This is a genomic window from Amycolatopsis sp. NPDC051128 (assembly GCF_040682715.1).
Lineage (GTDB): Bacteria > Actinomycetota > Actinomycetes > Mycobacteriales > Pseudonocardiaceae > Amycolatopsis.
This window is the reverse complement of sequence record NZ_JBFBBN010000005.1, coordinates 262,838-284,060: the sequence shown is the minus strand read 5'-3', so window position 1 is coordinate 284,060 and position 21,223 is coordinate 262,838. Positions and strand designations below refer to the sequence as shown.

Below are 21,223 nucleotides of genomic sequence, written 5' to 3'. Positions count from 1 at the left end.
GCGCCGTAGGTCAACCGGCCGGCGCGGCCGCGCTCGTTGGTCCACTGTGGACGTGCGAGCGCGCGTGGGTCACCGCGTCGTCGAGGGTGGTGAAGACGTGGCTCTCGTGGCGGAGCATGCCGAGGGCGCCGGTGGCGGCCAGCAGGTGCCGGTGGTGGTGCTGGACTCCTTTGACCAGGACGGTGACGCCGCGTGCCTCGAGTTCCTCGATGGCTTCACCCAGCGCTTTCGCGCCGGTCGCGTCGAGGATGTGCAGGCGGGACAGGCGCAGGATGACGACGAGGACGTCCTGGGTGGTGTCGGCGATTTCGGTGAGGAGGCGTTCGGAGGCGCCCCAGAACATGGCGCCTTCGAACCGGAACACCGCGATGTGCTCGTCTCCGGAGGTGGTGGGGCCGGGAAGCGGGTCGCGCCGGGCGTTGGCGGCGCCGGCGAGGTGGCGCAGGGCGAAGAACGCGGCGACGAGCAGGCCGATCTCCACGGCGAGGATGAGGTCCGCCACGACGGTCACGAGCGCGGTCACGGCGAAGGTGGCGGCGCTGGACCGGCTCGCGTGGAGGACTTCGCGGATCGCGGGCAGCGGCACCATCCGCAGGCTGGTGACCATGAGGACCCCGGCCAGCGCGGCGAGCGGGATCCGGGACACGAGCCCGGTGGCGGCGTAGATGACCGCGAGGATCACCAGGGCGTGCGTGATGGCGGCCAGCCGGGTCCGGGCGCCGGAGCGGACGTTGACCGCGGTGCGGGCGATCGCGCCGGTGGCGGGCATGCCGCCGAAGAGGCCGCTGGCGATCGAGGCGAGTCCCTGGCCGACGAGTTCGCGGTCGGGGCGGGTGGGGCCGACCGGTGGCCCGCCGCGGGTCATCGTCACGGCCACGCGGGCGGAGAGCAGGGATTCGATCGCCGCCAGCGCGGCGACCGCGACGACGGCTCCGGTGAGATCGCGGACGGCGCCGAGGGTGAACGACGGCAGGGCGGGGTCCAGAGTGCTCGGCAGGCCGCCGATCCGGGGGAGGGGCGCGTGGACGATCTCGGCGGCGACGGTCGCCGCGGCGACCGCGAGCAGGGATGCCGGTATCCCGCGGTGCAGCTTGGGCAGCGTCAGCATGATCGCCGCGACCAGTGTCACGGTCGCGACGGTCCAGACGGCCGTGCTCCCGCCGGTCACGGCCTGGATGACGGCGTTGGCCGCGGCCAGGAGCGGGTTCTTCCCCGGTGGCGCGGTCGTGCCGACGGCCGCGGGGACCTGTTGCAGGAAGATGATGCAGGCGATCCCGAAGGTGAAGCCCTCGACGACCGGCCAGGGAAGATAGCCGACCAGCCGGCCCAGCCGCGCGGCTCCCGCGACGAGCACGACCAGCCCGCCGAGGATCGCGACGAGCGCGACTGAGGACGGGCCGTGCGCCGCCACGATCGGGGCCAGGACGACGGCCATCGCTCCGGTCGGCCCGGACACCTGCACCGGTGAGCCGCCGAAGACCGCCGCCACGATCCCCGCCACGACGGCTGTGACGAGGCCTGCCGCGGGGCCGGCGCCCGAGCTGACGCCGAAGGCCAAGGCCAGCGGGAGGGCCACGACTCCGACGGTGATCCCGGCGAGCAGGTCGGCGCGCAGCACCGGCCCGCGCAGGTCGTAGTCGTCCCGGCCGGGGAGCAGCTCCCGGGCCGTGGCGAGGACGCTCACACTCGTGCCGTGACCGCGTCGAGCACGGCCTGGGGGCTGGCGCCGGGAAGCGGGGGGAGCTCGCGCGCGGCGCGCAGCTGGTCCGAGCCGGGACGCAGGCCGGCCAGCAGGAACGCGCGCGCCACGACGAGGAGTTCGGCGACGAGCGGCTGGGCGAGCCAGTACTCGACGGCGTTGCCGGTCCGCGACGACGTGACGACCCCGGTGCGGCGCAGTACCCCGAGGTGCTGGGACAGCTGCGAGGCTTCGCACCCGGTCACCTCGAGCAGCCGGGTGACCGGCGCACCCTCGTCACCGGCGGCGGCCAGCACCTCCAGGACCTGGATCCGGGTCGGGTGCGCGAGGCACTTGAACAGGTCGGCCTTGATCCGGTACAGCGGTTCGGTCGTGCGGGACCTCGCGGGCATGGCACCTCCTGGATTGATGAGTATATCAATCCATCAAGTCCCTACGTCGGGGGAGTCAAGTCCGGACTGGAGCTGCGGCTTCGGACGACGCACGGTGACAACGCCAGTGGCCCGGCTGACCGCTCACCGGGCGGGGAACGATCCATCGCCGGCCGCCACCACCGGGTCTGCGCGCCGTTTCCCGGGCCGGCCAGGATCGGATCCGGTGGTGACGAAGGTCCTCGCGGTTCGGGTAGTCCGGCCGCGTCGCGGAACCCCCCCCCGCCCGAGGTCTCATTGTCTTGCGACGCCCGTCGTCGCGAGTAAGGCGAAACTTTGCCCTCATGCGGTAGAGGAGAAGCGATGAGCGTGGAGGCGGGCTCCCGGGCCCTGCTCGCGGACGGCGACGTGGTGCTCGTGCGCCCGTTGCGCCCGGCCGACACCGCCGAGGTGCTCGGCCTGCACACCCGGCTGACCCAGCGGGACACCTACTTCCGGTTCTTCGGTGCGCGACCGTCCGGATTGGACAGGCTGGCGGCGGAGATGGCCGCCGACGCAGGCCCCGGCCACTACGCCGTGGGCTGCTACCGCCGCGGCGAGCTGGTCGGCGTCGCGAACTACGAAGTCCTGAAGGACGCCCGCGACGCCGAAGTCGCCTTGGTCGTGGACGCGACCGTGCGCACGCAGGGCGTCGCGACCCTCCTGATGGAACACCTCGTCTCGCACGCCAGGAAGTCCGGTCTGAAACGGTTCGTCGCCGAGGTGCTCGCCGAGAACGCCAAGGTGCTCCACGTCTTCGCCGATCTCGGCCTGCGGTTCGAGGCCGGCAGCGGAGGCCCCGAACGCGAAGTCGTGATGAACCTCGACGAAGACGCCGCCTACCTCGACGCCGTGCTGAAGCGCGATTCGGTGGCTGACGCGGCCAGCCTCACCCATTTGTTCAAGCCGTCGTCGATCGCCGTCATCGGCGCGGGACGGCGCCCGGGCTCGGTGGGGCACGCGATCCTCGCCAACCTCGTCGCCTCCGGCTTCCCGGGGCAGGTCGAGGTGGTGAACCCGCACGCCGCCGAGATCCTCGGTGTGCCGAGTGTTCCCTCCGTGGCCGCGCTGAGCCGTACCCCTGAACTCGCCGTGGTCTGCCTGCCCGCGCCGGCCGCCGCCGAAGCGGTCGAAGAATGCGGGAAGCGCGGCGTTCGCGCGGTCGTCGTCATCTCCTCCGGGTTGACCGGCACCGAGGCGGGAGAGCGAGTCCACGCCGCGGTGCGCGAGTACGGCATGCGGCTGGTGGGCCCGAACTGCCTCGGCGTCCTGTCCACCGATCCGGACTGCCCCTACGACCTGACTTTCCTGGGCAGCGGCGTGAAGCCTGGCAACATCGGCGTCGTCACCCAGTCCGGCGGTGTGGGCATCGCCCTCGCCGAATCCCTCGGCGATCTCGGTCTCGGCATGTCGACGCTGGTCTCGACCGGCGACAAGTACGACGTCAGCGGCAACGACCTGCTGATGTGGTGGACCGCCGACCGCCGCACCGAGCTCGCGGTGCTCTATCTCGAATCGTTCGGCAACCCCCGCAAGTTCAGCCGGCTGGCGCGGCAACTGGCCCGGACGCGTCCGGTGCTCGCCGTCCGGTCGGGCAGCGGCGGCACCGCGCAGCGCGCCGCCGCTTCGCACACCGCCGCCGCCGCGACCCCGGCCGTCACCCGCGACGCGTTGTTCGAGCAGGCCGGGGTCATCGCCGTCGACACCGTCGCCGAGCTGGTCGACGTCATCGCCGGGCTGTCGTGGCAGCTGCTGCCGGGCGGCCCGCGTGTGGCCGTCGTCAGCAACGCCGGTGGGGCCGGGGTGCTGGCCGCCGACGCCTGCGAGCGCGAAGGCCTGGTCATGGCCGAGCTCTCCGACGACACCCGCGACCGGCTCGCGAAGCTGCTCCCGGCCGAAGCGGCGGTGCGGAACCCGGTCGACACGACCGCGGCCGTCCCACCGGAGGTCTTCGCCGACGCGCTGCGTGCGGTGCTGGCCGACGAGGGTGTCGACGCGGTGATCGCCGCGACCGTGCCCACCGCCGTCGGCGACCCCGGCACCGCGATCGGCGCGGTGTTGCCACCCCAGTGCAAGACCGTCTTCGCGGTCCGCCCCGGGCAGCGCGCCCGCGTAGCTCCGCTGGTGCCCGGCCGCGGGGTGACCGCCTGCTATGACGACCCCGCCGCGGCCGCCGCGGTGCTGGCCCGGCTCGTCCGCTACGAGCGGTGGCTGAACCGCCCCGAGACCGAGGAAGCCCTTGCCCCGCTGGCGGATCTTGACGCGCTGAGGGCGTTCGCCACGGGACGCGAAGGCTGGCTCCCACCCACCGACGCCGTCCAACTGTTGCGCCTGGCCGAGCTCCCGATGGTGGAGACGCGCTACGTCGAAGCCGACGACTCGATGGCCGCCGCGGCCGCCGACCTGGACTCGCCGGTCGTGCTCAAGGCCGACGCCGAAGGCCTGCTGCACAAGACGGCCGGTGGCGGCGTGCTGCTCGATGTGCGCGGAGCCGACCGCGTCATGGAGGCGTTCCGCACCCTGCGGTCGCGCTTCGGCTCGGCCCTGCGCGGGGTCACTGTGCAGCGGATGGCCGAGCCGGGCCGGGAGGTGCTCATCGGGGTGCGCTCGGACCCGGTGTTCGGGCCGCTGGTCGTGTTCGGCCTCGGCGGCGTCGACACCGACCTGATCGCCGACCGCGCCGCCCGCCTCGCCCCGCTCACCGGCGCCGACGCCGACCTGCTCCTGGACGGGTTGCGCGCGTCGAAGGCGCTGTGGGCGTCCGGGCAGCTCGACCGGGGCGCGGTGCGGGAGCTGCTGCTGAAGGTCAGCCGGCTGGCCGAGCTCGTCCCCGAGCTGGCCGAGCTGGACCTCAACCCGGTGCGAGTCCGCTCCGACGGCTGCGTGGCGCTCGACGTCCGCGCCCGGTTCGAACGGCCCGCCGCCACCGACCCGTTCCTGCGCCACCTACGGGACTGAAGGAGCGATCGTGCGTGTGCTGACCCTGAACCCGGTCTCAGTGACGGGGCGCGGGGTCTTTGGTCCCTCCGGGTCGTGACGCGTGACCGTCGCCGCCGGGCGGGGCCACCGGTGAAGCTGGGGGTGTTCGTTACCCCAGCGACCCGGAGCCCGTGATGAGCCGACCACTGCCCACCGTGTTCGATCAAGCCCTCGCCTCGGCCGTGCGCGCGCCCTCGCCACACAACACCCAGCCCTGGCGGTTCGTCGTCGAGCACGAGGTGATCGAGGTGTGGCTGGACCGCGACCGCGTCCTGGGCATCGCCGACCCGCACGGGCGCGAAGCCCGGCTCGCCTGCGGTGCGGCCGCGTTCAACCTGGTCCTCTGCCTGCGCGCCAACGGGCTCGCCGTGGTTGTGCGCATGCTGCCGGACCCGGCCGAGCCGGACCTCGTCGCGGTGATCCGGCTCGACGGCAACCAGAAGGCCACCGCGGCCGAGCGCAAGCTCGCCGAGGCCGTGTTTCGCCGGCACACCAACCGCCGTCCGCTCCTGGACAAGGAGGTGCCGTCCACGGCGCGGGCCGCGTTGAAGTCCGCGGCGCTGCAGGAGGGCGGGCAGATCGAGTACCTCAACGTGTCCGGCCGGTACACACCGGTGGCGTCGCTGGTCCGGCAGGCCGAGGCCCTGCAGGCGGACGACCCGGACTTCCGGGCGGAGGCGGCGTTCTGGACCCACCGGGAGCCCGGCAGCCTCGACGGCGTGCCACGGACCGCGTCCGGCCCGCCCCCGTACCGGCCGGGAGTCGTGACGCTGCGCGCGTCGCACGAGAACGAGAACCTGCCGCCGCGCCAATACGAGCAGGAGCCCCTGCTCGGGGTGCTGCTGACCCGGGACCGGGGACCGCACGCCGAGGTCCGGGCCGGGATGGCGATGCAGCGGGTCCTGCTGACCGCGACCGCCGAGGGCCTGGCGACCTCTTTCCTGTCCCAGCCGTTCGAAACCCCGCGGACGCGGGAGTCGCTCGACCACATCTTCGCCGGGCTCGGTCAGCCGCACACCTTGCTGCGCATCGGCTACGGCTCCCCGACCCGGCTCACGGCCCGCCGCCCGGTCGAGGACATCCTGACCCATCGCACCGGCCCGGACGTGCCGGCGAGCTGACGCTCAGGTGCACCCGGCCGTAGCTCGCAGCACGTCGCGGCAGGTCACCATGCCGCCGTCGACGACCGGCGCCGAGCGCACGTCGGCGTCGGTCATCAGCCGCGCCAGTTCGCGAACTTCGATGTCGGCCGCCGCGGCGGGCCCCTGTTCGCACATTACCGAGCCCGCCGTGCGCGGCTCGCCGTCGAGTCCCGCCACGGCACAGGGTCCTAAGTCCCCGGTGCACCGTCGGAGGGCCTCTCGAGGAGGGTGGGCCGGTCCCGCACTCCGGGGTCCAAGGCCTCTTCGGGCGGCGCCGGAAATCGATGATCCTGTTCGTACCAGGGACTTCCGACCGGACAGGGCAGGAGCCATGAGCACGTCGTCGAACCCGATCGCGCGGATGTGGCACACCCTTTTGCCCCGCCGCGGTTCGGTGGCGCGGACCTCGGACCGGGTCCAGGGTGGCTTGCTGGTCTTCGTGGTGCTGCTCGCGCTCGCCGCGCTGCCGGTCGCCGCCTCCATCGGCTCGGAAACCTACGCGCGGCAGCAAGGAGAGTCGGCCCAGCAGCTCAGCGAGCGCACGCGGGTGACCGCCACCCTGCTCGCCGACGGGCCGGGCATCACGGTGAACTCGCGCGCCGGGGTCGTCGGCAACGGCCGGCCCACCGACGCGACCTGGCTGCTTCCGGACGGAACCCGCCGCGTCGGCCATGTGACTGCCGACCAGGGGACGCTCAAAGGCCATCCCCTCGACATCTGGGTGGATCGCGCCGGCAGCCCGGTGGATCCCCCGCTCAGCGGCGCGGGTGTCGTCATCGACGCCGTAGTCCTCGGGCTTGGCCTCTGGCTGGGCGCACTGGCACTGCTCGCCCTCTGCTACCGGCTGGCCGTGTTTTCCCTCGACCGCTTCCGGTTCGCCCAGTGGCAGCAGGAGTGGTTCCACGAGCAGGACCGGAAAACCCATTCTTGAGAACAGGAGAAGGTGATTTCCCATGACAACGGCAAATCAGGGCGACATCGTCGTCGGCGTGGACCATTCGGCGGTCAGCGTCGCGGCGCTGCGCTGGGCGGTGTCCGAAGCCGCGGAGAGCGGTCGTCAGGTCGTCGCGCTGCGGGCGTGGGCGTTCGAGCCGGTCGCCGACCTCGGTGCGGCGGTCGCCGGATCGCCGGAGACGGTCGCGGACCGGGAGCGGCGCCGGCTCGACGAGGTCGTCGGCGAAGTGCGGGCCGAACACCCGGGCGTGGCCGTGCGGGCCGAGCTGGTCGAGCACTCGGCCGCGGTGGCGCTGGAGGAGGCGTCGAAGACCGCGGCGATGCTGGTGCTGGGCAGCCACGGCCGTGGCCGGCTGCTGAAGCTGCTCGTCGGTTCGGTCGCCGAGCACTGCCTGCGCGAGGCGAGCTGCCCCGTGGTGGTGATCCCGGCGCGGACCGTCTCGGAGCCGGAGAAGGAAGCGACACCGGAACCGGTGGGCAGCTACTACCCGGGCCCGCTGCTGTGAAGGAGGTCAAGATGTCCAGTCGCCGCAAAGTGGGTTCGGTCATGACGACCGACGTCACCACCGTGGGCCCGGACACCCCGTTCAAGGCCGTCGCTGTACTGCTGGCCACCTGGAACATCAGCGGCGCCCCCGTGGTCGACGACGACGGGCTCGTCCTCGGCGTCGTCTCCCAAGGCGATCTGCTCGAGCGCGAGGCCCCGCACGGCTTGCTCAAGCCCGGCTCCCGGCAAGCGAAGCGGAAAGCGGGAGCGGCGTTCGTCGCCGACCTGATGACGGCCCCCGCGGTCGTCGTCCGGGCGGACGACGACGTCACCGTGGCCGCGAAACTGCTGGAGGAGCACCACTTCCACCGCCTGCCGGTGGTGGACGGCGAGGGCAAGCTCGTCGGCGTGGTCTCCCGCTCGGACCTGCTCCGGGTCTTCCTGCGGACCGACCGCGAGATCCGGGACGAGGTCCGCGACGAGGTGCTGCTGCGGGAGATGACCATGGACCCGGCGTCTCTGTACGTTTCCGTGCACGACGGCATCGTGACGCTCAACGGCACGGTCGAGCGGGAGAGCATGGTCCCGGTGATCGTGGCGTTGGTCCGCCGGGTCGACGGTGTCGTCGAGGTGCGGCACACCCTGAAAGGCCGCTTCGACGACCGGGGCGTGTCCCCGGTGCCGCCGGGCGAGGTCGGGATCCTGAGCTCGCACAAACCGCACAACTGAGGCACAGCGAAGCGGCCACCGTCCGGAATGGACGGTGGCCGCTTCGCTGCGTGATCAGCTGCGGAACAGGGCGACCTTCAGGGCGTTGCTGTCCTGCGGGTGGGCGAAGACGTCGTAGGCTTCGTCCATCTCGTCGAGCCCGAACCGGTGGGTGATGAACCGGCTCGTGTCCAGCCGGCCCGCCGTGAGCATCCGGAGCAGCATCGGTGTGCTGGAGGTGTCGACCAGTCCGGTGGTGATGGTGATGTTCTTGATCCACAGCTGTTCGAGGTGCAACGTCGCCGGGGCGCCGTGCACGCCGACGTTCGCGACGTGTCCGCCCGGGCGGACCAGCTTCGTGCACAGCTCGAACGTCTCCGGAATGCCGACCGCCTCGATCGCGACGTTCGCGCCGAGCCCGCCACTGGCTTCGGCCACCGCGGCGGCCGCTTCGCCGGGCTGCACCATCAGGTCGGCGCCGAAGGACTTCGCCGCGTCGAGCCGGGCCGGTTCCTTGTCCACCACGATGATCGTGCTGGGCGAGAAGAGCTGGGCGTTGGTGATGGCGGCCAGCCCGATCGGTCCGGCGCCGACGATCACCACGGTGTCGCCCGGTTTGACGCCGCCATTGCGGACGCCGACTTCGTAGGATGTCGGGACGATGTCGGCCAACATCAGCGCGGACTCGTCGCTCACCCCGGACGGCAACACATAGGTCGAGGTGTCGGCGAACGGGACGCGCGCGTATTCGGCCTGGACGCCGTCGGTCGTGTGGCCGAGGATCCAGCCTCCGCCACCGAGGCACTGGCCGTAGGCCGCGGACCGGCAGTATCCGCACCGTCCGCAGGCGGAGATGCAGGACACCAGGACCTTGTCGCCGGGCTTGACGGTGGTGACGGCGGAGCCGATCTCGGTGATGGTGCCGACCGCTTCGTGGCCGAGGATCCGGCCGCGTTCGACCTCGGGGACGTCGCCCTTGAGGATGTGCAGGTCGGTGCCGCAGATGGTGACCGCGTCGACGCGGACGATCGCGTCGGTCGGCGCGGTGAGCTGGGGTTCGGCGTGGTCGGTCCAGCTGCGCCGGCCGGGGCCGTCGTACACGAGCGCCTTCATTTCATCTCCTTGTCCGGACAGCGGGAATGGGCGCCCGCCGGTCGGCAGGCGCCCGTGGAGCGGATCGCGTCAGCGCAGCCACGCGCGGTCGCCGACGGCGTCGGCCCAGCGGCGGCCGAGTCCCCAGGTGTGCCCGGCCGAAGCGGCGGCGAGCGCGATGAGGACGAGCGCGTAGATGATGTGGTAGTCGATGATCGGGTTGGTGGAGTGCGTCGCCTCACCGGTGCTCATGCTCTGCGCGAACGGCCATTCGGCGGCCCACATCATGAGCATCATCAGCGAGCCGGCGATCGCGCTCAGCCGCAGGCCGATCCCGGCGATGACGGCGATGCCGATGGCGCCCAGGCCGAGCATGAACAGCGTGTTGGCCCACCAGGTGCCGGCCCAGGCGTGGAACATCGACTCGAACGGGCCGACGTGGACGCTGCTGAGGAAGCCCTTCGTCGGCGAACCGCCGCTGATCCAGGCGCCTTTCGACGGGGTCGCGTAGCCCAGGCCGAACAGCTTGTCCAAGAACGCCCACAGGAACACGAACCCGGTGGTGATCCGCAGGACGGCCAGGGCCTTCCCGACGGTCGTGGGCCCGGCGACCGGCGCCGGCTCGGTGGCCCGCTGAACCGGGACTCGGCCCGAGGTGGTCTTCTTCTCTTCCGGTCGGATGGACATGGGGAAACCTCCGTTCTTTTCGGTGCTGCGGTCAGCTTCTTCCGGTGGCGCGGGAGTTTCTGGGGCCGAAGGTCACCAGCCGGGAGGCCCTTGGGTGCCGGTTCACGGGGACCGCCCGGTCGGCGTCGTCGGCGAGGCGGACCTGCTGGTCCGGGCTCCGGCGGCCCGGGGCCGCTACCGGAGTGCGACGGTGAGGAGAACGACGGCGTCGCCGAGCGCGGTGAGTCCGTGGCGTTCCGGCGGTATGGTCGCCAGCTGCCCGCGCTCGAGGATCCATTCCGCGCTGTGGCTGTGCAGCCGCACCGTGCCCGAGACGACGTAGAGTGTCGCGGCCGGCGGTGAGTCGTGCTCGGCCAGCTCTGCCCCGTCGGCCAGGGCGATCAGGGTGGCCCGTTGGGAGTTCCCGGACACCAGCGTCCGCGCTGCCCGCCTGGAGCCGTGGTCGCGGGCTTCGGCGAGCAGGTCCGGCGCGAGTGCGTCGATCGAGGTGACAACGGGGTGTCCGGTCATCGCATGATCCCATCCTCGGGCGGAACGGCGTTCAGGTCGACCGTGCGGGTCGCGTAGGGGTTTCGCCGTCGTTCACCGTGACGGCGCCGAACGGGCATCCTCCGCCCGCGCAAGGTCACTTCGATCGCGTCAGCGCGTCACGGCGGCGTTCGTACTCTTCCTGGTCGATCTCGCCGCGGGCGAACCGCTCGTCGAGGATCCGCCGGGCGGTGTCGCCCGGTCCCGGCGGCTGCGGCCCCCGGCGCACGAGGACGACGGCGATGGCGACCAGCGCGGCCAGCACGAGCGCCATCAGCACGAGCATGCCGATGCCGCCGGCCCAGCCCATGGTTCCGGGGTGATGCCAGTACGGCATGACCGGCTCCTTTCCTAGTGGGCCTGGTAGCGGAAGGGGTTCTTCGGCGGCGCTTCGAGCGGCTGCAGCACGTCGGCGAGGTCGCGGCGAGGGGTCGCGGGCAGCGGGTCGGCGTTGGCGGGCGCCCAGCCGACGCGCAGCACCATCTGGGGGTACGAGCCGCCGGTCACCCGTTCGGTGACGGTGTCGCGGACGTCGGGCAGCTCCAGCGGCTCGGTCAGCGGGCACGACGACAGGCCGAAGGCGTTTGCCGTGAGCAGTACGGCGCTCGTCGCTTCGCCGGCACGCAGCTGCGACATCCGGTCGTCGGAGGCGGTGCTCAGCACCAGCAGGACGGTTTCGTCGTCTTCGGCCTTGGCGTCGGGTGACTGGGCGAGGAGCGGGTCGGCGAACGGGCGGACCCGCAGTGCGCCCGGGGTGTCGTCCGGTGCCGGGGTGTTGCGGGCCGGGACGCCGTCGGAGGAGAAGTGGCGGCCGCTCCAAGCGGCGAGTTCGGTGCGGTAGGCCGGGTCGGCGGCGTGCCGCCGCGACGCTTCCTCGAAGGCGGTGGCCAGGTGGTAGCGCGCGGAGTCCTCGGCGACCTGCAGCACGGTGCTTTCCAGCGCCGCGGCTTTGGCCATGGCTTCGACGTGTCCGCGGGGCACGGTCCAGGAGCTGTGCCTGCGCCGGTCGGTGCGGCGCCGGGGGATCGCCGCGGCCATCGCGACCTCGTCCTGCGTCGGCTCGTGCTGACGCAGCGTGATCGCGGCGAGGTGGTCCGGCTCGTCGGGATTGGGCAGCCGGTGCACCTCGGCGGTCCAGCCGAGGGCGGCGAAGCCGATCCGGAGGTGGTGCAGGGCCGCGCCGCAGCTGAGGATCAGATCGCGGCCGTCCGGGTCGGTTTCGCGCAGCAGCCGGTCGGGGTCGGCGTACAGGTGCAGTGAGCTATGGCCGATGCGCCAGTACCACGGCTGGGAGTTGTGCACCGATGGCGCGCGGACGGCCATGGCCACCGCGGTCTTGACGGTGTAGTCGTCCGGGAATGCTCGCTCCATCATCGGCCTTCCTCGTGGTCGGGTTGTGCTGCCGGGTTGACCCTCGCACCGCGCGCTCCGCCGGCGGGAGGGCCGGAATACCTCTCGGTGGAGGACTTTCGGTGCTCGGGAACCAGGGACGCCACCGCCCGCGCGATCGACTCCCGCGGCGTCCCGGTGGTGGCGAGCGGGTGCGCCTCGGCCACCCTGCGCCGCCGCACCCCGTGAGACCGGCGCGCAGGTGACGAAAGTCCTTCGCATGGGTGCCGAACGACGCCATCCCGCCACGGCGGGAAATCGTAGGGTCGGGGTGTGGGGGAGGCCGGGTCCGACCGGGGCCGGTGCAGGTTCCGCTTGCTGCGCTGTCGCCGCGAGTAGTGGGCCACGTCTTCTCTGTGCCGGACGGGGTGATCCGAGATGTCCACTGTGGAGAGAAAGCCGTGGGCGGCGGCCGAGACCGAGGTGCTGGTCCGGTCGATGATGCGCGCGCCGTCGGTGCACAACATCCAGCCGTGGCTGCTGGAGATCGAGCCGGACGAGCTGCGGGTGCTTGAACGTGCGGAACCGGCTCTTCCGCACCACGACCCGGACGGGCGTGACCGCGCCGCGTCGTGCGGTGCCGCGGTGGCCAACCTCGAGCTCGCCGTCCGCATCCTCGGCCGGGCCGTGGAGATCGAGTTCCTGCCCGACGCACGCGAGCCGGAGCTGGTGGCCCGGATCGCTGTCGGCGCCGAGTCCCCGTCCGCGACCGAGGAACTCCGCCGCTACGGGGCGATCGACCGCCGGGCGAGTCACCGGGCGCCGTTCGAGGGGGTGGCCGTGCCGGCGCCGGTGGTGCACAAGCTCGTCGACGCGGGCGGGGCGCCGGGCGTCGAAGCGCGTCTCGTCCGGCCCGGCCGGGAGGTCGCGGTGGTCGCCCGGCTGTTGCACTTCGCAGCTGAGCACTTCCGCACCGACAGCGGCTACCAGCGTGAGCTTTCCCTCTGGACGATCCGGGACGAAGGCTCCCACCGGCACGGCGTCGGCCTCCCCGCCAGCCGGGTCCCGGCCGGCTCGGTGCCGTGGGCGGGCCTGGTCCACCGCGCCACGGAGGTCCCGGAAACGGCGGAACTCGAGCGTCGTCTGGCCGGCGAGACCCTGCTGGTCTTCGTCACCGCGGACGACGCCCGGGCCGACCACGTCCGCGCGGGGTACGCGTTGGAGCGGGCCTGGCTCGCCGCGGTCGACCTCGGGCTGGCGGCCGCGGTGCTGACGCAGCCGCTGCACCTGGAGCCGGTGCGGTCCGCGCTGTGCGAGGACCTCGGTCTGACCGGCTTCCCGCAGGCCCTCCTGCGCATCGGGTACGCCGCGGAAGCCGACCCGCTTTCGCCGCGCCGGGCGGAACGAGAGGTGCTGCACGGCGGCCCGGACCCCGCTGGTCACCCATCGGGACGATGACCCGCGCGCCGCGGCCGGTCGTCGAACGCGCCAGCCCCGCCGAGGTGGTGTGGAATTCGAGGCCGCGGCCGAACGGCAAGAGCCCCGAACACCGGCAGGGCGATCCCTTCGCCAGGTCTCATCGCAGAAGAGACGTCAACGCCAGCGAGACAGCCACCACAAGCACACATCGAACCGCGTACGCCACTTCTTCACCTTCACGTCCAGCCTCACGCCGTGATGCCACATGAACAGCAGGACGGTGCCGCCCGCGCCGAGCAGAGTCAGCAGGCTGCCGGCCACGATGACCGGGGTGTGTTTGTCACCGAGGTCCAATTCCGCGCGCCGTTCGTCCGGCCACACCCGGATCTGCACCCGGCGCCCCGGGACGTTCACCCGCCCCTGGTGGTGCTCGAAGGTCTCCGTCCTCGTCACCCCGTCGGGTCCGGTGTACCGGACGTCCGCGGTCAGGCGCTCCCGGACGTCGGTCGCGACGACCCGTCCCGGGAAGAGCCCCGCCGACCGGTTCACATCCACGGCCATGGAAACGCCGGTCCACACCACCGCGAGCCCGCCGACCAGCACCACCAGAGGAAGCCACAACAAGGCCGCCTCGGGCAGCCAGGACCTCGACGACGTCATGCCACCAGTACGCCAGGAAGGCCGCCGCGGTTGCCCGGCGGCCCGGAAACGCTGCTGCACTCGCGGTGGCCGCCCTGGTTCTGGAGCTCTCGGGTTTCGGTAACGTCGACCGTGTCCATCTTGGACGTCTCGGTACAGCGCAACCCCCGGCAACGGCGGAAGCAATCAGCAGTGGAGCCAGCGCTAGCCGGTCTCCCGCACGTGCTGGCCACGGCATCACGGGCGCCGGCCGATGGGCCATCCGCCACGGCCGCTCACGGGTGCTCCGTTCCCGGCGGCAAAGTGCTCGACGTCAACGCAGGCGGCGGGGCACCCAGTCGCGGCCTGAAAGTTTCACGGGATCGCGCTTTTCTTTCGTCGCAAGCCATAGACATGTTTGACACCACGAGTCGACCCCGCTTATCGTTCTGTTCGAACCGGTTCGAGCACGATTGCTTACCGACCGATGACCTGCTCCGCTGGCATGGAGCCGGTAGACGAGTCCATAGTGGACCTCTCCATTCCGGCGGCCCCGGCGAGTAGTGGCGATGGGTCCGATGATCGGTGTATCCCCGTAGACGCGACCCGTGAAAGGGATTTCTTGATGCGTCAGAACCGTCCTCGCACGCTATCTCAGCGTTTCGCCCGCGCAGCGCTGGCCGGCGCCACACTCCTCGCGATCATCGACACGGTACAACCCGCCGCCGCAGCACAGCCGGCCGTCGCACCACAGCCGGCACCCGCGGCCGCGGCTGCCGGCGCCGCCGCGATCGCCTCGGTCGACCTGGCCGGGACGTGGAGTTTCACGCCGACGGGTCGGGGGACGACCTCGATCACCGTGCCCGGCGGTGGCTGGTACAAGCAGGGCTTCACCGACGTGAACGAGGCGGTGTACTCGCGCAACATCACCGTGCCCGACTCGGGTCAGCCGCAGTCGACGTGGATCGAGCTCGGCGCGGTCAACCACCAGGCGACGCTGTCGGTCGACGGCCGGGTGGTGGCGACGCAGACCACGGCGTTCACGCCGTCGAATTTCGACATCACCGCCTACGCGGCCCCCGGCAGCACCCACACGATCAGCGTCGACGTGAAGGGCCGCGGCGCGTTGAAGGCGTCGAACGGCCGGTACCTGGTGCCCGACGCCGCCGAGTGGTCCGAGGCGGTCCCCCAGGGGATCTACCGCTCGGCGTTCCTGCGGACGTACCCGGCGGTGTCCGTCAGCGACACATTCGTGCGGACGTCAGTGGCGAACAAGACGTTGAGCTACGACGTGTCGGTGCGCAACACGTCGGGCAGCTCCCGGTCGGTGACGTTGACCGGGTCGCTGTCGTCCGACAACGGAACGGCTTTCAGCTACCCGGAACTGCCCAGCCGCACGGTCACCGTGGCGGCCCACTCGACCGCGACCGTGACCGTCGGGCCGGTCGCGTGGAACCCCGACAGCACCTCGTACTGGTGGCCCAACGTGCCGTACCGGCCGGGGTACCGGGCGCAGCTGCACCGGCTTGCGGTGCGTGCCGTCACCGATGACGGGCACACCAGCGACGCCACGTACCGGTTCGGGTTCCGGGAGGCCACCCAGAACGGTGACTACTACTACCTCAACGGCGTGCGCGTGAACTTCCGCGGCGACAACCTCCAGGGTGCCGACTACGACCGGATCAACAACGGCGGCAAGGGCGACGCCTACGACACCCTGCCCGGCTTCCTGCCCCCTTCGTCGAACAACGGCGGCTGGCCGCAGACGGTGGACAACTACCAGCGCCTCAACTACAACGTGATACGCGTCCACCAGGAGCCCGCAAGCCCGTACATGTTGGATGTCGCCGACGAGATGGGCCTGATGGTCATCGACGAGGTCGCGATTCGCGGCTCCCAGTCCGGGCAGGATTGGATCGCCGGGCACGACAACATGGTCAACCACGCCCGTGCGCTGGTCCTGCGCGACCGCAACCACCCCGCGGTCATCCGCTGGAGTCAGAACAACGAGCCGAACCAGAGCGGCCAGGATTCCGAACAGTTCGAGAAGGACCTGTACGCGGCGATGAACGGCGCCGACGGCACCCGGCCGGTCATTGCCGAGCTGGGCGTCGGCGCGAATGTCAACAGTTACCCCGGGATGACGTACCCCAACTTCGCGGTGATCTCGCACTACATCGACGGCTTCGGCAGGTACGGGGAGGGCGTGGTCACCGCGAATGGTCGGCCCGACGGCGAGGGCGAGTTCATCTGGCCGGCGTGCAACAACAAGCAGGGTTTCGAGTGGTTCGCCACGGCGACCCTGGCCAAGCGCGGCAAGAACGCCACCGACCTGCGTCCGTATACCCTGCTGTCCGCCTGGGCCAGCGTCGTGCCCGGAGTGCGGACCACCGACTTCACCCCGGAGGAGGGCGGCCACCCCATCTACGGCGCGGACAACCTCCCGGCCCCCTGGAGCAACCCGCAGATCCAGCGCGTACAGGCGGCGTACAACCCGGTGGCGGCGGTCGACCTGCCGTTCTGGTCGGCCTCCGGCGCCTCGGACTCCAACGGCACTTTCCCGCTGCCGCAGGCCGTGCCCAACTACGCCCGGAACGCCACGGTCACCCGCAACATCACCGTCTTCAACGACGACTTCGCCGACACCTCGGTGGGCTTCACCTGGACGGCGCGGCTCGACGCGCCGGACGGCGCGGTCGTCGCGTCCGGAAGCACGACCCTGGCCGTCCCGCTCGGCTCGCGGGTCACCCAGCCGGTGTCCTTCACCACCCCGGCCACCGGCAACCGCGTGTACCTGCAGCTGTCGACCACGAAGTCCGGTAACCCCGTCTTCACCGACGCGGTGGAGTACTTCAACCTCGCCGGAGGCGGCGGAGACAGTCCCGCACCGGGCACCTACCGCATCGTCAACCGCAACAGCGGCAAGCCGCTCGCTGTCGCGGGCAACTCCACCGCGGACGGCGCCAAGGTGGTCCAGCAGAGCGGCACCGCCTCCTGGACCATCGCCACGACCTCCGACGGCTCCTACACCCTCCAGTACGTCCCGAGCGGAAAGGCGCTCGACGTCAACGCCAACAGCAGCACGGCCGGGCTGCAACTGCAGCAGTGGACGGCCAACGGCGGCACCAACCAGATGTGGTATCTGCGGTCCACCGGCAACGGCTACTACACCATCGTCAGCCACGACAGCGGACTGGTGGCGGACGTCTCCGGTGCGGCGACGAGCGACGGCGCGCAGGTCGTGCAGTGGGCCGCCAACGGCGGGCCCAACCAGCAGTGGCAACTGAACCGGGCCTGACCGGACGACCCGGTTCTCGCCTGCCGCCGCGGCGTCGACCGCTACCCCTGGCCGCTCGGCGTTGCGGCCAGGGGCGGCGGCGAGACGTCAACTCCGAACGTCGGCAAGCGAGCTGCCGCCGAGGACGTGGGCCACGTCCTCGATGGCCGGTGCGCGCTTTCCCGTCTCCCAACGGGACAAAGCCTGAGCCGACACTCCCAGCTTGTGAGCCGGCCTGCGCAGCCCCAGCCCTTCGGCGGTGCGGGCACCACGCAGAACGCGGCGAACGTTCCCTGCGGCGGTTCCGGGAGAAGACCGGCATCTCGCGCAACCTCGGCGTCCGCGGTGACGAACGTGCCACGTCCTCTCCGGTCGTGCGGCGTCTTCGTCGCCGCGGGGCGAACGCCGGGCGTTCGCGTTATGATCTTCACGCGCTCTCCCGGCATTTCGGCAATTTTCCACGCGCGATCCCGGCACGGGTCCGTTCGGGGTAGTGGATTGCTCCCCGGAGGCCGTTGTTGCGCCTGGTAAAAAGTCTCTTTGTGCAGTGTTGTGGTTGTCCGTTTCGTGACGCCGAGGTTAGACTCGGCCGGTCCGAATGCGCAGCTTCGGCCATTGGCCCGCGGCGGGCCCACCGGCAATCGGCAGGGCGCCGTATCCGCGCGATGACGCGCAATTCACTTTCGTCACTGTATCTGGGGGATTGTCATGCCTGTTGCGACCTGTGACCTTCACGAGTCCGTTTCCGAAGGGGTGGCGCACCTGCTCGGCGAGGTGCTGAAAACCCAGAGCATGATCATCATGCTGCTGGCGCGAATGCATCCGAAAGAGCCGGCCGTGGGCGGGCCGGACGAGGTCGTCAAGACGGTGATCGGCTACCCCTTGAGCGCCGAGGACGCCGCGGTCGCCCGGGTGACCGCTCCCGGCCTGCGCCGGGGGCTGGGCTGCCAGCTCACGCCGCGGGAACTCGAGGTGGTCCGGGAGTTGGCCGAAGGCAAGTCGAACCGGTTGATCGCCCGGACCCTGTGCATCTCCGAGCGGACGGTCAAGGTGCACCTGAAGACGGTCTTCTCCAAGCTCCAGGTGGCCTCGCGCACGGAGGCGGTCCTGAGCGCTCTCCGGCTGGGGCTGGTGGAAACCGGCAGGTAGCGGCTCTTCCGACGGCGGGTTCCCGGGGGGCACGATTCTGTCGTGAAGCGTTGACGCAACGGTGCGTCTATGCTTTGATCGAGACTCAACGTTGCGACTAGTCAACTGTCGGGTTTCCTCCGGGACCTTCTTCGCGTGCTTCGCGCGATCCCGCAAACCAGCAAGGAGTGCTTCGCGTGTCGAACATCCAGACCTCGCCCGGCCCGTCGCCGGTCGCCGAGCGCTCACGGGGTCCGATGGCGGCCATCACCGCCTTCGCGTTTTGGGCCGTGATGGTGGGCACCACGGTGCCGACCGCGCTGTACCCGCTCTACAAGTCGCAGTTCGCGTTCGGCTCGTTGGCCGTGACGATCCTGTTCGCCGTCTACGCCGTGGGCGTCGTCGCCGGTCTGCTCCTGTTCGGCCGGGTGTCGGACCAGGTCGGCCGCAAGCCGGTCGTGCTCACCGCGTTGCTGCTGGCCGCGGCCGCCGCGGTCGTGTTCCTGACCGCGCAGGGCCTGCCCGCGCTGCTCGTCGGCCGTGTGCTGTCCGGCTTCTCCGCCGCTCTCGTCACCGGGGCGGCGACGGCCGGCATCATGGAGCTGTTCCCCCTGGCGCGCAAGGGAAGCGCGCCCATCGTCACCCTGCTGTCCAACATGGGGGGCCTGGCCTGCGGGAACCTGATCGCCGGCCTGCTCGCGGCCACCGGGGCCGTGCCGCTGCGCCTGCCGTGGATCGTGCACGGCGGCCTGCTGCTGATCGCGCTGGTCTCCCTGTGGTTCGTGCCGGAGACGGTGACCGCCACCGGCAAGCTGAAGCTGACCCCGCAGCGGCTGCACGTCCCGCGCGAGATCCGCGGCGTCTTCCTGCGGTCGGCCATGACCGGTGGCGCGGGCTTCGCCGTGCTCGGCGTGCTCACCGCGGTCGCCGGCATCCTGCTCGGCTCCGTGCTGCACAAGACCAGCCCGGCGCTGACCGGTTTCGTCGTGTTCCTGGCCTTCGCCTGCACCGCGCTCGGTCAGTTGGCGCTCCGGCGGATGCGGCCGGCCACCGCCCTGCCCGCCGCGTGCCTCGCCCTGATCCTGGCGTCCGCGCTCGTCGCCCTCGCCGTGCTCGCCGCTTCGCTGACCGCACTGCTGCTCGCCGCGGTGGCCACCGGTTTCGGCACCGGGGCCGCCATCGGCTGCGGCATGCTCGCGATCACCACCGGTGCCGCGCCCCAGCTGCGCGGAGCCGCCGTGTCCACGTTCTTCGCCATCCTCTATGCGATGCTGTCCCTGCCCGCGGTGGGCGTGGGCGTGCTGATCCAGCTGGCGGGCCTGCGGGTCGCGGGGACCACGTTCGCGATCGTGGTCGCGCTGATCGCGGCCGGCGTGCTGCTCAGCCTGACCAGCCGGAAGAAAGCAGCGGAATGACCAGCACACGTTCCTCCGCCGGCAAGAACTCCCACGGGCACGCGGGGCCCCGCCGCAACGTGAGCGCCCGGCAGGCCGTGCTCGACGCCGCGGACGACCTGCTGGTGGAACGCGGTTTCGCCGGGGTGACCATCGAGGGCATCGCGAGCCGCGCGGGGGTCGCCAAGCAGACGATCTACCGCTGGTGGAAGTCCAAGGTGGAGATCCTGCTCGACAACCTGGAGGAGGACGGGCAGGCCGCGCTGGCCTGGGAGGACGGCGGGGGAGAGCCGCTGGCGGAGCTGACCGGCCAGCTCGTGCGGCTCCAGGAGTTCCTGCGCAACGAAGCCGCCGGCGCGGTCATGCACAGCCTGATCGGCCAGGCCCTGCACGACGCCGACACCGCCCAGCGGTTCCGGGAAGGTTTCCTGTTCGCGCAACGGCAACGGGATCTGGCCGGGCTGCGCGCCGTGCTGGAGCGGCTGGACTGCGCGCCCACGAGGGAAGCCGAGCTCGCCGACCTGCTCGACCGGTTGCTCGGCCCCCTCTATTACCGCTCGGTGGTGCTCGGGATCTCCTCGAGCCCGGAGTTCCTGGCCGACGTGGCGCGCTCGGTGGTCGGGCAGGCACGCCGGGAGCACGGGTGACGACGCGGCCGGTCCGCCACCGGGTGCCGGCGTCGGTGGTCGACGTGGTCCGGTTGTCGGAGACGTTCGTGCGGATCACGCTGGTGCTCGGCGGCGCCCACGGCGTCCGGTTCGACGACCCGGCCGGGTGGGTCAAGCTGTTCGTCACCGACCCCGACACCGGAGCGCAGGTCGGGCGGGCCTACACCGTGCGGCAGCAGCGTTTCGCCGAGATCGACCTCGACATCGTGCTGCACGGGAACGGCCCGGTGGCCCGCTGGGCGGAGGCGCCGCTGCTCGGCGAGGTCGTGACCGTCGCCGGGCCCCGCGGCGGGTTCACCCACCCGGAGCCCGGACCGGCGTACCTGCTCGCCGGCGACGAAAGCGCCGCACCGGCGATCGCCTCGATCCTCGGTTCGCTGCCCGAGGGGCACGGCCGGGTGACCGCGATCCTCGAGGGCGGTGAGCACGAGCTGCCGCCCGTCGACCCGGCGAGGACGTCGGTGTGCTCGCTGCGGCGGCGCGCGGGAACGAAAAAGGGCGCGTTGCTCGCCCCCGCGCTGCGCGCACTGCCGAAGCCTTCCGCCAACTCGGTGATCTGGGTGGCGGGCGAGGCCGGAGCCGTGCACGAAGCACGTCGGCTCTTTCTCGGCGAATGGGGCCTCGAGCGCGGTGAATTCACGGCCAAAGGCTATTGGAAATACGGCGAAGCCGATCATCGCGAGTAGCTGAACTTTCAAGCAACT

General features: G+C 71.4%; 21 protein-coding genes. 11 read left to right on the top strand and 10 right to left on the bottom strand.

Annotated elements, in window-relative coordinates:
* Positions 1 to 10 precede the first annotated feature (10 nt).
* Both AB0M82_RS08920 and AB0M82_RS08915 read right to left on the bottom strand, forming a co-directional pair.
* Positions 11 to 1,684 carry a SulP family inorganic anion transporter gene (locus AB0M82_RS08920; protein WP_364718902.1) on the bottom strand — a complete coding sequence of 558 codons (1,674 nt, stop codon included), beginning with the start codon at positions 1,682 to 1,684 and terminating at the stop codon, positions 11 to 13.
* Positions 1,681 to 2,091, bottom strand: a complete 411-nt coding sequence (locus AB0M82_RS08915; protein ID WP_364718901.1) for a metalloregulator ArsR/SmtB family transcription factor — start codon at positions 2,089 to 2,091, stop codon at positions 1,681 to 1,683. Before AB0M82_RS08915 ends, AB0M82_RS08920 begins: the two co-directional genes overlap by 4 nt.
* Before the next feature lie 342 nt (positions 2,092 to 2,433).
* Between AB0M82_RS08915 and AB0M82_RS08910 the strand changes: the two genes are divergently transcribed.
* Together AB0M82_RS08910 and AB0M82_RS08905 are read left to right on the top strand one after the other, a co-directional pair.
* The gene (locus AB0M82_RS08910) at positions 2,434 to 5,067 is read left to right on the top strand and encodes a GNAT family N-acetyltransferase (RefSeq protein WP_364718899.1); all 2,634 of its coding nucleotides are present in this window, start codon (positions 2,434 to 2,436) and stop codon (positions 5,065 to 5,067) included.
* Between the two features lie 155 nt (positions 5,068 to 5,222).
* Positions 5,223 to 6,209, top strand: coding sequence for a hypothetical protein (locus AB0M82_RS08905; RefSeq protein ID WP_364718898.1), 987 nt, complete (start codon positions 5,223 to 5,225; stop codon positions 6,207 to 6,209).
* A 3-nt stretch (positions 6,210 to 6,212) separates the two neighbouring features.
* On the opposite strand, the gene AB0M82_RS08900 is transcribed toward AB0M82_RS08905, so the two are convergent.
* The gene (locus AB0M82_RS08900; protein ID WP_364718896.1) at positions 6,213 to 6,407 is read right to left on the bottom strand and encodes a CBS domain-containing protein; all 195 of its coding nucleotides are present in this window, start codon (positions 6,405 to 6,407) and stop codon (positions 6,213 to 6,215) included.
* Between the two features lie 154 nt (positions 6,408 to 6,561).
* Between AB0M82_RS08900 and AB0M82_RS08895 the strand changes: the two genes are divergently transcribed.
* Genes AB0M82_RS08895 through AB0M82_RS08885 form a run of 3 tightly spaced genes read left to right on the top strand, consistent with a single transcriptional unit; the run spans position 6,562 to position 8,400 of the window.
* Positions 6,562 to 7,161 carry a hypothetical protein gene (locus tag AB0M82_RS08895; RefSeq protein WP_364718894.1) on the top strand — a complete coding sequence of 200 codons (600 nt, stop codon included), beginning with the start codon at positions 6,562 to 6,564 and terminating at the stop codon, positions 7,159 to 7,161.
* 22 nt (positions 7,162 to 7,183) lie between these two features.
* Positions 7,184 to 7,690, top strand: coding sequence for a universal stress protein (locus tag AB0M82_RS08890; RefSeq protein WP_364718892.1), 507 nt, complete (start codon positions 7,184 to 7,186; stop codon positions 7,688 to 7,690).
* Between the two features lie 11 nt (positions 7,691 to 7,701).
* Positions 7,702 to 8,400: a CBS domain-containing protein gene (locus AB0M82_RS08885; RefSeq protein WP_364718890.1), complete on the top strand. Its 699-nt coding sequence runs from the start codon at positions 7,702 to 7,704 to the stop codon at positions 8,398 to 8,400.
* 54 nt (positions 8,401 to 8,454) lie between these two features.
* On the opposite strand, the gene AB0M82_RS08880 is transcribed toward AB0M82_RS08885, so the two are convergent.
* From AB0M82_RS08880 to AB0M82_RS08860, 5 genes are all read right to left on the bottom strand, one after another.
* Complete coding sequence (locus AB0M82_RS08880; protein ID WP_364718889.1) at positions 8,455 to 9,492, bottom strand: zinc-dependent alcohol dehydrogenase family protein; 1,038 nt, start codon at positions 9,490 to 9,492, stop codon at positions 8,455 to 8,457.
* Between the two features lie 69 nt (positions 9,493 to 9,561).
* On the bottom strand, positions 9,562 to 10,158 hold the full coding sequence (locus AB0M82_RS08875; RefSeq protein WP_364718887.1) for a DoxX family membrane protein: 597 nt from the start codon (positions 10,156 to 10,158) through the stop codon (positions 9,562 to 9,564).
* Between the two features lie 174 nt (positions 10,159 to 10,332).
* Positions 10,333 to 10,668, bottom strand: coding sequence for a hypothetical protein (locus tag AB0M82_RS08870; RefSeq protein ID WP_364718885.1), 336 nt, complete (start codon positions 10,666 to 10,668; stop codon positions 10,333 to 10,335).
* Between the two features lie 115 nt (positions 10,669 to 10,783).
* The gene (locus AB0M82_RS08865) at positions 10,784 to 11,023 is read right to left on the bottom strand and encodes an SHOCT domain-containing protein (protein WP_364718883.1); all 240 of its coding nucleotides are present in this window, start codon (positions 11,021 to 11,023) and stop codon (positions 10,784 to 10,786) included.
* A gap of 14 nt (positions 11,024 to 11,037) precedes the next feature.
* Positions 11,038 to 12,057 (bottom strand): NAD(P)H nitroreductase, encoded by a 1,020-nt coding sequence (locus tag AB0M82_RS08860; RefSeq protein WP_364718937.1) that lies wholly within the window; start codon positions 12,055 to 12,057, stop codon positions 11,038 to 11,040.
* Between the two features lie 396 nt (positions 12,058 to 12,453).
* Between AB0M82_RS08860 and AB0M82_RS08855 the strand changes: the two genes are divergently transcribed.
* Complete coding sequence (locus tag AB0M82_RS08855; RefSeq protein WP_364718881.1) at positions 12,454 to 13,473, top strand: nitroreductase family protein; 1,020 nt, start codon at positions 12,454 to 12,456, stop codon at positions 13,471 to 13,473.
* Between the two features lie 135 nt (positions 13,474 to 13,608).
* On the opposite strand, the gene AB0M82_RS08850 is transcribed toward AB0M82_RS08855, so the two are convergent.
* A complete protein-coding gene (locus AB0M82_RS08850) occupies positions 13,609 to 14,094 on the bottom strand; it encodes a hypothetical protein (RefSeq protein WP_364718880.1) in 486 nt (161 codons plus the stop codon).
* A 583-nt stretch (positions 14,095 to 14,677) separates the two neighbouring features.
* Between AB0M82_RS08850 and AB0M82_RS08845 the strand changes: the two genes are divergently transcribed.
* On the top strand, positions 14,678 to 17,350 hold the full coding sequence (locus AB0M82_RS08845; protein ID WP_364718878.1) for an RICIN domain-containing protein: 2,673 nt from the start codon (positions 14,678 to 14,680) through the stop codon (positions 17,348 to 17,350).
* Positions 17,351 to 17,437: 87 nt separating this feature from the next.
* On the opposite strand, the gene AB0M82_RS08840 is transcribed toward AB0M82_RS08845, so the two are convergent.
* On the bottom strand, positions 17,438 to 17,791 hold the full coding sequence (locus tag AB0M82_RS08840) for a helix-turn-helix domain-containing protein (RefSeq protein ID WP_364718935.1): 354 nt from the start codon (positions 17,789 to 17,791) through the stop codon (positions 17,438 to 17,440).
* A gap of 291 nt (positions 17,792 to 18,082) precedes the next feature.
* Between AB0M82_RS08840 and AB0M82_RS08835 the strand changes: the two genes are divergently transcribed.
* From AB0M82_RS08835 to AB0M82_RS08820, 4 genes are all read left to right on the top strand, one after another.
* Positions 18,083 to 18,478: a response regulator transcription factor gene (locus tag AB0M82_RS08835; RefSeq protein ID WP_364718876.1), complete on the top strand. Its 396-nt coding sequence runs from the start codon at positions 18,083 to 18,085 to the stop codon at positions 18,476 to 18,478.
* A 176-nt stretch (positions 18,479 to 18,654) separates the two neighbouring features.
* Positions 18,655 to 19,872, top strand: a complete 1,218-nt coding sequence (locus AB0M82_RS08830) for an MFS transporter (RefSeq protein ID WP_364718875.1) — start codon at positions 18,655 to 18,657, stop codon at positions 19,870 to 19,872.
* The gene (locus AB0M82_RS08825; protein ID WP_364718873.1) at positions 19,869 to 20,498 is read left to right on the top strand and encodes a TetR/AcrR family transcriptional regulator; all 630 of its coding nucleotides are present in this window, start codon (positions 19,869 to 19,871) and stop codon (positions 20,496 to 20,498) included. The genes AB0M82_RS08830 and AB0M82_RS08825 overlap by 4 nt, the downstream gene beginning before the upstream one ends.
* Positions 20,495 to 21,205 (top strand): siderophore-interacting protein, encoded by a 711-nt coding sequence (locus AB0M82_RS08820; RefSeq protein WP_364718871.1) that lies wholly within the window; start codon positions 20,495 to 20,497, stop codon positions 21,203 to 21,205. Before AB0M82_RS08825 ends, AB0M82_RS08820 begins: the two co-directional genes overlap by 4 nt.
* Positions 21,206 to 21,223: the final 18 nt, after the last annotated feature.

Bases quoted from the DNA above. Each gene is read 5' to 3' on its own strand.
- AB0M82_RS08870 (WP_364718885.1), bottom strand. From the start codon at position 10,668: ATGACCGGACACCCCGTTGTCACCTCGATCGACGCACTCGCGCCGGAC.
- AB0M82_RS08890 (WP_364718892.1), top strand. From the start codon at position 7,184: ATGACAACGGCAAATCAGGGCGACATCGTCGTCGGCGTGGACCATTCG.
- AB0M82_RS08845 (WP_364718878.1), top strand. From the start codon at position 14,678: ATGCGTCAGAACCGTCCTCGCACGCTATCTCAGCGTTTCGCCCGCGCA.
- AB0M82_RS08855 (WP_364718881.1), top strand. From the start codon at position 12,454: ATGTCCACTGTGGAGAGAAAGCCGTGGGCGGCGGCCGAGACCGAGGTG.
- AB0M82_RS08825 (WP_364718873.1), top strand. From the start codon at position 19,869: ATGACCAGCACACGTTCCTCCGCCGGCAAGAACTCCCACGGGCACGCG.
- AB0M82_RS08905 (WP_364718898.1), top strand. From the start codon at position 5,223: ATGAGCCGACCACTGCCCACCGTGTTCGATCAAGCCCTCGCCTCGGCC.
- AB0M82_RS08860 (WP_364718937.1), bottom strand. From the start codon at position 12,057: ATGGAGCGAGCATTCCCGGACGACTACACCGTCAAGACCGCGGTGGCC.
- AB0M82_RS08875 (WP_364718887.1), bottom strand. From the start codon at position 10,158: ATGTCCATCCGACCGGAAGAGAAGAAGACCACCTCGGGCCGAGTCCCG.
- AB0M82_RS08880 (WP_364718889.1), bottom strand. From the start codon at position 9,492: ATGAAGGCGCTCGTGTACGACGGCCCCGGCCGGCGCAGCTGGACCGAC.
- AB0M82_RS08895 (WP_364718894.1), top strand. From the start codon at position 6,562: ATGAGCACGTCGTCGAACCCGATCGCGCGGATGTGGCACACCCTTTTG.
- AB0M82_RS08865 (WP_364718883.1), bottom strand. From the start codon at position 11,023: ATGCCGTACTGGCATCACCCCGGAACCATGGGCTGGGCCGGCGGCATC.
- AB0M82_RS08885 (WP_364718890.1), top strand. From the start codon at position 7,702: ATGTCCAGTCGCCGCAAAGTGGGTTCGGTCATGACGACCGACGTCACC.
- AB0M82_RS08915 (WP_364718901.1), bottom strand. From the start codon at position 2,091: ATGCCCGCGAGGTCCCGCACGACCGAACCGCTGTACCGGATCAAGGCC.
- AB0M82_RS08850 (WP_364718880.1), bottom strand. From the start codon at position 14,094: ATGACGTCGTCGAGGTCCTGGCTGCCCGAGGCGGCCTTGTTGTGGCTT.
- AB0M82_RS08910 (WP_364718899.1), top strand. From the start codon at position 2,434: ATGAGCGTGGAGGCGGGCTCCCGGGCCCTGCTCGCGGACGGCGACGTG.